This is a genomic window from Arachidicoccus sp. (assembly GCF_050436765.1).
In the GTDB taxonomy this organism is placed as follows: Bacteria; Bacteroidota; Bacteroidia; order Chitinophagales; family Chitinophagaceae; genus Arachidicoccus.
Genome location: NZ_JBNQGD010000164.1, coordinates 1 through 8,520 on the forward strand (window position 1 = coordinate 1; position 8,520 = coordinate 8,520).

General features: G+C 36.4%; 6 protein-coding genes. 2 read left to right on the forward strand and 4 right to left on the reverse strand.

Annotation, left to right across the window (positions count from 1 at the left end; genetic code table 11):
* Positions 1-585: 585 nt before the first annotated feature.
* The 3 genes from ACQR30_RS07200 to ACQR30_RS07210 all read right to left on the reverse strand — a co-directional run bounded on the left by ACQR30_RS07200 (position 586) and on the right by ACQR30_RS07210 (position 4,554).
* Positions 586-1,884: an ABC transporter permease gene (locus ACQR30_RS07200; protein WP_429733348.1), complete on the reverse strand. Its 1,299-nt coding sequence runs from the start codon at positions 1,882-1,884 to the stop codon at positions 586-588.
* 11 nt (positions 1,885-1,895) lie between these two features.
* Positions 1,896-2,828 carry an ABC transporter ATP-binding protein gene (locus tag ACQR30_RS07205; RefSeq protein WP_429733350.1) on the reverse strand — a complete coding sequence of 311 codons (933 nt, stop codon included), beginning with the start codon at positions 2,826-2,828 and terminating at the stop codon, positions 1,896-1,898.
* 169 nt (positions 2,829-2,997) lie between these two features.
* Positions 2,998-4,554 carry a trypsin-like peptidase domain-containing protein gene (locus ACQR30_RS07210; protein WP_429733353.1) on the reverse strand — a complete coding sequence of 519 codons (1,557 nt, stop codon included), beginning with the start codon at positions 4,552-4,554 and terminating at the stop codon, positions 2,998-3,000.
* 551 nt (positions 4,555-5,105) lie between these two features.
* On the opposite strand from ACQR30_RS07210, the gene ACQR30_RS07215 reads away from it, so the two are divergent.
* Positions 5,106-5,831, forward strand: a complete 726-nt coding sequence (locus ACQR30_RS07215; RefSeq protein WP_429733356.1) for a TIGR00730 family Rossman fold protein — start codon at positions 5,106-5,108, stop codon at positions 5,829-5,831.
* A 37-nt stretch (positions 5,832-5,868) separates the two neighbouring features.
* Positions 5,869-7,080, forward strand: coding sequence for a cation:proton antiporter (locus ACQR30_RS07220; protein ID WP_429733359.1), 1,212 nt, complete (start codon positions 5,869-5,871; stop codon positions 7,078-7,080).
* Between the two features lie 81 nt (positions 7,081-7,161).
* Here the strand turns inward: ACQR30_RS07220 and ACQR30_RS07225 are convergent, their stop codons facing one another.
* Positions 7,162-8,151 (reverse strand): aspartate-semialdehyde dehydrogenase, encoded by a 990-nt coding sequence (locus ACQR30_RS07225; RefSeq protein WP_429733362.1) that lies wholly within the window; start codon positions 8,149-8,151, stop codon positions 7,162-7,164.
* Positions 8,152-8,520: the final 369 nt, after the last annotated feature.

Below are 8,520 nucleotides of genomic sequence, written 5' to 3' on the forward strand. Positions count from 1 at the left end.
CATTCAAAAATATAAAGAAAAGGCCTATCATGATAATCAACGATAGGCCTTTCTTTAACTATATTTCCTTGTCGACCCTTGGTTCGCAACTGCTGGCAATAGGAGTATTTAGTAAGCGGCCATAAACCCTATGATTGTGCTGTTTGACAAATAGGCCTGTGGGTGACTTCACCTCATCATTTGCTTATAGATTTTCTTTCTTCTTTGGTGATTTCAAATTCCTTTTCCCAAGACATAAAACCTTTCAAACGAGCTATCAAAAAACCAAAGATTTTTGTGATACGAGGCGTACTATGTAAATCTGTCAAATTATCGGTATCATTGAAAGTTGCCGGTTTGTAATCTATTGCCGGAAAAATCAGCCCTATCTATTGTTAAAGCCATTGAAATCTGGGCAGACAATTCCACGATATGGTTTGAAAGTTGCAGGAGGTTCCTGTTTTTTGGATATGCTTTTAATCAAAATTATCATAGAGGTACACGGGCCTCTTGAGAGCCGTCTTACTTTCCGATCCATCCCATTTTGAACAATGGGATGGAATCCCTAAAAATGATTAGTTATATTTAATTTAATAACCCAGTGAATTATGTTTTCTTAAATGCCCATTTCATCAATTCTTTCCAGGTAGGTTTTTTCCCATACATTAGAATCCCCGTACGGTAGATCTTTCCAGCAAACCATGTCGTAAATAGAAAGGTTGCAAAAAGCAATACGATACTCAGTGTGAGTTGCCAGTAAGATACGGCATCTGGTACGCCTTGGGAAACACGTGCCATCATTACAACAGGAGAGGTAAGGGGAAATAAACTGCCAAAAACTGAAAGTCCGCTGGTAGGATTGTTGATAGCTTGCATCATTATTACAAAACCAAAAATAATCGGCAAAGTGATAGGCAATTGCAGCCCCTGCGCATCTTGTTGACCATCACTTACAGTACAGCCAATAGCCGCGAACAGGGAGGCATACAATAAATAGCCGCCAATAAAATAAATAAAAAACATGGAAAGTATCATCGTAAAGTTGATGCTGCTAAGTGCTTGCAATACTTGTTGTACTTGCGCGGTGCTGCCACTTGCATCCATCTGACTACCTATGCTGTGTCCTATCCCCGGAAATAAAATAGGGATTAAAATTAATTTTAAGCCAATACCTAAAACAATCCAGATGATAAACTGTAGAAGCCCAACAGCGCCTATACCTAATATCTTTCCCATCATTAATTGGAAAGGTTTTACGCTACTTACAACAATTTCTGCGATACGATTTACCTTTTCTTCCATCACACCGCGCATTACGCTGGTGCCGTATAAGAGTAAAATCAGGTAAATAAGTATGCCGCTTGCAAAGCCAACGCCGTAGCCTATGCCGGCTTTCATATCTGAATCGTTTTTGTCATTGACGTTTTCAAAAGATACTTTACTTTCCTGTTGTGCTTGTTTTAATAGTCCCTGATTAATGGGCAATGCAGCCATTCTCAATTCTCGGAGACGATTATTGATATCGTCCTGGATCTTTTGTCTGGTAATAATTCCGATTTTTTTGCCGGTAACAATTTGAATACTGTCCGCCAATGTAGTTCCGGCTGGAATATAAATATAACCATCTAATGTTTTTTTCAGCGCCCTTTTATTTAACTGATCACTTGACTCGTTTTTTGCAAAGCTGAACGATATATCTGCGTTTGACGCAATTGTGTCTTTGAAAATATTAGCGTTGTCCACCACCAAGATTTTCGTTTGACTCGTGTTGGTTACACTAAAGTATATAATAGAGGCGTAGATGCCGCAAATTAAAATAGGCAATCCTATGGTAACTAACAGAAAGGTCTTCTTTTGTACGCGGCTGAGAAACTCTCTTTTTAAAATTAAAATTATTTTATTCATTTTTTAGAAATTTAATTATTCTGAAAGCTGCGTGTAGTGGCATCTTTGTTGTTAACTAGTCGTATAAATATGTCATTGAGTGAGGGTAATATTTCACTAAAATGGGCTATTTCAATATTTCTGTCTATAAAATATTTCAATACATCATTGCCAGAACGGCCTTCTTTTATTTTGATCGTGAGGCTATTGTTTTTGCCGGAATGAATATCGAATGTCTCTGAATTTAAAACGCTATTTATATTTTCGGTAGCGCGTAATTCGTAAAGATGTTCTTTGAATTCCTGCTTTATGTTTTCGACAGAGCCATCAAGAATTTTTTTTCCCAAATTTATTAAAGCGATGTTGTCACATATTTCTTCTACTTGTTCCATGCGGTGGGTAGAGAAAATAATGGTACTACCATTTTTCGCAAGATTAAATATTTCGTCTTTAATTAAGTTCGCATTTACGGGATCTAATCCGCTGAAGGGCTCGTCTAAAATGATGAGTTTGGGTGAATGTAAAACGGTAATTACAAATTGTAATTTTTGTCCCATGCCCTTACTCAGGTCCTCTACCTTTTTATTCCACCAGCTTTGCATATCCAGACGCTCAAACCAATATTTTATTTTTTCCATGGCATCTGACTTGCTTAAGCCTTTTAGTTGTGCAAGGTATAGCGCCTGATCGCCTATTTTCATTTTTTTGTATAACCCTCTTTCTTCAGGCATATAGCCAATTTGCTGGATGTCGTCGAGTGGGTCGAATTTTTTTCCGTTAAATATAATTTCTCCTTCATCGGGAAACAGGATGCCGGTAATCATTCGAATTAGGGTTGTTTTTCCCGCACCATTTGGACCGAGCAAACCGAAGATTTTTCCTTCCTCTAATTTGAAACTAATATCATCTACTGCTTTGTGAGTAGCATAATATTTTTTCAGATGTTGCAATTCGAGTATAGCCATGATTATTTGTTTATGGCCAAATTTAATTAACTTATTCTCTCTATTCTAATATTTGCCCTTTGAATATATATTTTCTTGATGAGTTCAATGTATATTGGATAAGTGGTAAAAAAACGGGCAATTCCTTAGAACTGCCCGCTTTTAAATTATAGTTTGAATGAATCAACAACTAATAGCCGCTACTGTCACTGTCTTTATCTCCCAGATTAAATCTATAGCCATATATATAGGAGCTACCCGGATAAAATCCGCGCATTACTACATCTCCTGAAGCTGATTTTATTAATTTCATCGCTTGTTCGGCCGTCTTCACCCTCGTGCCATTAATACTAAATATAATGAAGTTGTTTTCTATGCCTGCTTTTTTGAGCGCACCATCAGTTAAATCCTTCACCTGGACGCCACCGTTTATGCCATATTTGGAAAGCTGATCCGCGTTCAATGTATTTAAGCTGGCCCCCAAGGTTGAAGTGGATACCTCGTCATTGTTATTCATTGCGGTTACGTCACCAATATTGTTTTTTAAAGTGGCAGTAGTTGTATGTTCTTTCCCATCTCTCATAAAACTGACTACTATTTTGTCTCCTGGTTTTTTATCGCCGATTACAGCAGCTAGTTCTCCTGAATTATCTACTGGTATATTATCAATTTTCGTGATTACATCACCTTTTCTTAAATCTGCGGCTTGGGCTGCGCCTCCTTTTGTTATGCTGCTTACATAAATGCCGGTGTTGAAGTTTTGTATATTCAATTTTGCTTTTTGCTCATCAGGCATAGCAGAAATGTCACCATATTCTACGCCCAAATAGCCACGTTGCACCGCACCATATTTGATTAAATCATTGGTAACTTTTTTTACGATGTTTACAGGAATAGCAAATGAATAACCACTATAGGAGCCCGTTTCTGAAGCTATTGCGCTGTTAATTCCAATAAGTTGCCCATCTGTATTAATGAGTGCTCCACCGCTATTGCCAGGATTGACAGCTGCATCTGTTTGAATATAAGATTGCACAATAGAAGAGGCCCCACCATCTGTTTGACGACCCAAACCAATGTCTCTTGCTTTTGCACTAACAATACCGGCCGTTACAGTTACATCCAGCGTAAATGGATAACCAATTGCTAATACCCATTGGCCTAATTTTACATTGTCACTATTGCCATAAACTAAGTAAGGTAGATTTTTGGCGTCAATTTTTACAACAGCTAAATCATAGTTAGGATCGGTTCCGATTACTTTTGCCTTATATGTTTTTTTGTCGCTTGTAGTCACCGTTATTTCTGCGGCATCTTGAACAACGTGATTGTTGGTAATAATATACCCGTCTTGACTAATGATAACACCACTTCCGCTCGCGCGTTGACTGGGAATCGTTTGTACGCCATCGGGAGCTCCAAATAGATTTCCAAAAGGACTACCGTCTCCAAATAAATTTCCCAAAGGGCTTTGACTGGGCGCATTGTTATTGGTAATAGTCCTTGCCTTTGTTTTAATCCTGATATGTACCACCGCGGGCGTTGCAGATGCGCAAGCTGCGGTAAAGTCTAATGGGCCTTGTGGCGATGTAGATTTGTCATAGAAGCTGGCGTAGTTCAACGGCAATTTATCTACCTCTTGCGTACCCGCCATTTTTGCCTCTTGGTACTTTGAAAAACCCCATACACTTCCCATAGCTGTGGTTGCGCTAATAATGATGACCAATAGTAAATTTTTCAATTTCATTGTTTTTGTTTTTTATTTTAAAATATAAATAAATTAACCGAAGATGAATTTTACTTCTTTTCGATTAGAGAAATGCTTTGCGATGTTGTGAAAGAAAATGCATTTATATTTTGATTTATTGTTTCATAAATTTACAGTACAGTTCATTGTTTGACTCATTATAAATTACTAATTAACAAAATGTTTGAAATGATGTATTTAAATATTTAGCGGTTTTATTCTTGTATAATTCTTTATTCGTAACCATTTCGGCGCTATCTGTTTTTTGTTTGGGTGTTAAAAAGGGCGTGATGCTGAAGATTCTTTTAACGGATTTTTGGATGAGCAATGTAATATTGAAGTACAATTTTATAAATTATTGCGCATAATCTTGGAAAAAAAATCGTCGCTTTTATCCAAAAAACGATATTTATTTTTTTATAAGAATGAAAAGAAACTGCGTGAAATTTTATATCTTTCAATTTGCTACTTAATATCAATATAAGTCTCCGTTTGAACTGCCTTTAAACTGATAATTATTATTGAGCGGTTGGTTTCACAAAATAAAATAGATGAAAGGAAAGAAAATACGTGCCAGAAAAATGCTTTATCTCGATAGCCCAAAATCGGGAATTTGGGAAGTCGGTTTTGCACTAAGAGTGGCTTGGCAATTCATGTATAACGCAAGACTGTTGCACAATATTGGCCCTGGCATTACAGTATTTGGCTCTGCAAGACTCGGTGAAGATGACCCTTATTGTCAAGCGGCAAGAGAATTTGGTAAACGGATTGCCGAAATGAGTTTTACAACTATTACCGGTGGCGGCCCAGGAATTATGGAAGCTGCAAATCGCGGTGCGTTTGAGGCGAAGGGTATTTCTGTAGGCATGAATATTCTGCTGCCTCATGAACAACATGAAAATCCTTATCTTACGACATCTATAGTTTTTGAACATTTTTTTACGAGAAAGGTCATGTTGGTGAAACATTCTTTCGCTTTTATAATAATGCCTGGCGGATTTGGTACTATGGATGAAGGTTTTGAGATTCTTACTTTGATACAAACAAGAATGGTTGACAAATATCCAATTGTGTTATTTGGCTCCGTATTTTATAAAAGCGTTCTTGAAGAAATGCAAATAATGGCTGAAAAAGGCACTATTTCACCTGCTGACATAAATTTGCTCTTTCTAACGGATAGTGTGGATGATGCCATGAAGTATATTCAAACTTTTATATACAAAACATATAACATAGTAAAACATAGACCTAGATGGCGCTGGCTCGAAAAGAAATAGGGTTGCCTGGATTGAGAAACGAATAAAAATAATTGTTATGGGGAATTTATCTGCGGGGTTTATTATTATTATTTTGAGCACGATTGTAGTCGTTTCCTACTTGTTTTCCATATTGTCTAACTATATCAAAGTGCCTTCTGTTTTATTATTGCTGCTGACTGGTGTGGCAGTCAGATATATTTCGGATCAACAAGGTTGGGGAGTGGTAGTTCCGGAAAAAATCGTAGAACTCCTAGGTGCTGTTGGTTTGGTCATGATTGTATTAGAGGCCGGTCTTGATCTGCGTTTGGCAAAAAGTAAAGTCTCTCTGATTAGGAATTCCTTTTTCGCTGCGATGTTTGTTTTTCTTTTATCCCTTGCGGGCATTAGTAGTGTATTGCTCTTTTGGCTTCATGAAGCGCCTATAAAGTGCATTGTTTATGCGATACCATTGTCTATTATGAGCAGTTCTATTGTGATACCTAGTTTACAAAGCCTAAGCGAAGTAAAAAAGGAGTTTTTGGTATACGAAGCATCTTTTTCTGATATTATCGGGATTGTGTTTTTTAATTATTGTCTAGGCTCCGAAATTGTGACGCTACATGCCATTGGCGGATTCTTTTTAAACATTTTATTTGCCGTTGTGTTGTCTTTAATATTTTCTATACTCTTATTTTTAATATTAGCTCGTTCGCCGGTAAGTATCAAATTTTTCCTAGTCTTTGCATTGTTGATATTATTATATGAAGGAGGTAAGATGTTGGGCCTGCCGTCTTTATTTATTATACTAATTTTTGGCTTGTTGATGAAGAACTGGGACTTGCTCAATATTCCGGTAATCAATAAATTATTCCCTTTAAAAGAAGTGGATCAGACAAATAAATATTTACAGTCGATCACAATGGAGACTTCTTTTCTTGTTAAAACTTTTTTCTTTTTGATATTTGGTTTTTCAATAGATATTCAGGTAATTGCCCACTCAGAGGTTGTATTGATTGGTAGTATTATCATAGGCGTACTCTGGTTGGCGCGTTTCTTATATTTGAAGTATTTAATAAGAGGAAGTGTATATCCTGAAGTTATTTTTATTCCTCGTGGGTTAGTGACCATCGTTATTTTCTATCAAATTCCTGATGAATTTAAACTCTCGACTTTTAATAACGGTATATTGTTTTATGTAATACTGGTTACCTCGTTAATTATGATGATTGGGCTACTTTTTTATAAGAAGAAAACGGCCGCTAGTACCAATGAGATACTGAAGATGTAAAAATATCCTTTTTCTTTCTAAACTTAAAAAGGCAATGGAGTTTAATTCTCCATTGCCTTTTTAGGTGTTTTCCAGATAAACTTACAACATATTTTTTGATGCTAAATATTCTGCAATTTGCACAGCATTGGTTGCAGCTCCCTTGCGAAGATTGTCGCTGACAATCCACATGTTTAGGGTATTTTCCTGTGTTTCATCTCTACGAAGACGGCCTACAAAAACTTCATCTTTTTCATGCGCCCATAAAGGCATTGGATAAATGAGATCTTTGAGATTGTCCTGTAATATGATGCCACTGCTATTCGATAAAATTTCTTTTACTTCGTCTAAATCAAAATCATTTTCAAATTCTACATTTACGCTTTCACTATGACCACCCATTACCGGAATACGAACAGCTGTTGCAGTTACACGTATGGAATCGTCTTGAAGTATTTTTTTTGTTTCGTTGACCATTTTCATTTCCTCTTTAGTATAACCGTTTTCTAAGAAAACGTCAATTTGAGGAATTACATTTAAGTCGATTGGATAAGGATACGCCTTATCGCCTTCTACTTTATTCCTTTCATTCATTAATTGGTCAACGGCCTTTTTACCGGTACCTGTTACACTTTGGTAAGTGCTGACGACCAATCTTCTTATTTTATATTTGCTGTGTAAGGGATTTAGCGCTACGACCATTTGAATGGTAGAACAGTTGGGATTGGCAATTATTTTATCTTCTGGAGTTAAAACACTTGCATTAATTTCCGGAACGACCAATTTTTTTGTAGTGTCCATTCTCCAGGCAGAAGAGTTGTCAATTACTGTAATGCCAGCAGCTGCGAATTTAGGCGCCCACTCTAAGGAAGTATTTCCACCTGCGGAAAAAATAGCTACATTGGGCTTTGCATCAATAGCGTCTTGCATACCAATGACCTTGTATGTTTTCCCTTTAAAAGTTACTTCTTTACCTACACTTTTTTCTGAGGCTACAGGTAACAGTTCTGTTACTGGGAAATTTCTTTCTGCCAAAACTTGCATCATTTTAGTTCCAACCAGTCCGGTGGCGCCCACTACGGCTACTTTCATTTTGTTTTTTTTTAGATGAATGAAATCATTTTACGACGAAACAACTACATAAAAAAACCTTCCTGTCAGAGGAAGGTTTTAAAATTTTATATAAAGCATATACAAAGTTTACCCTTCCTGTTGAAACGGTTTAATCTTCTTAGTATATTTCTTATTGTTGTTCATCGATGTGCAAATGTATAGAAATAAATTAATAATGGCCATTAGACAATTAATATTTTTTAAATATCATTTTCGTCTGTTATTAATCATTTGTCTTTCTTGGATATCAGAAAGTTGAAAGTTCTATGCAGATCATTATTTATCTGACTTTATGGGAGTGTAATATAAACTGTGTCAGCTAATTTTTTATTTACCTTTACTGAATCA

What these genes read in the sequence shown, in the direction of transcription:
- ACQR30_RS07200 (WP_429733348.1), bottom strand. Translation starts at nt 1,884, where the DNA reads ATGAATAAAATAATTTTAATTTTAAAAAGAGAGTTTCTCAGCCGCGTA.
- ACQR30_RS07205 (WP_429733350.1), bottom strand. Translation starts at nt 2,828, where the DNA reads ATGGCTATACTCGAATTGCAACATCTGAAAAAATATTATGCTACTCAC.
- ACQR30_RS07210 (WP_429733353.1), bottom strand. Translation starts at nt 4,554, where the DNA reads ATGAAATTGAAAAATTTACTATTGGTCATCATTATTAGCGCAACCACA.
- ACQR30_RS07215 (WP_429733356.1), top strand. Translation starts at nt 5,106, where the DNA reads ATGAAAGGAAAGAAAATACGTGCCAGAAAAATGCTTTATCTCGATAGC.
- ACQR30_RS07220 (WP_429733359.1), top strand. Translation starts at nt 5,869, where the DNA reads ATGGGGAATTTATCTGCGGGGTTTATTATTATTATTTTGAGCACGATT.
- ACQR30_RS07225 (WP_429733362.1), bottom strand. Translation starts at nt 8,151, where the DNA reads ATGAAAGTAGCCGTAGTGGGCGCCACCGGACTGGTTGGAACTAAAATG.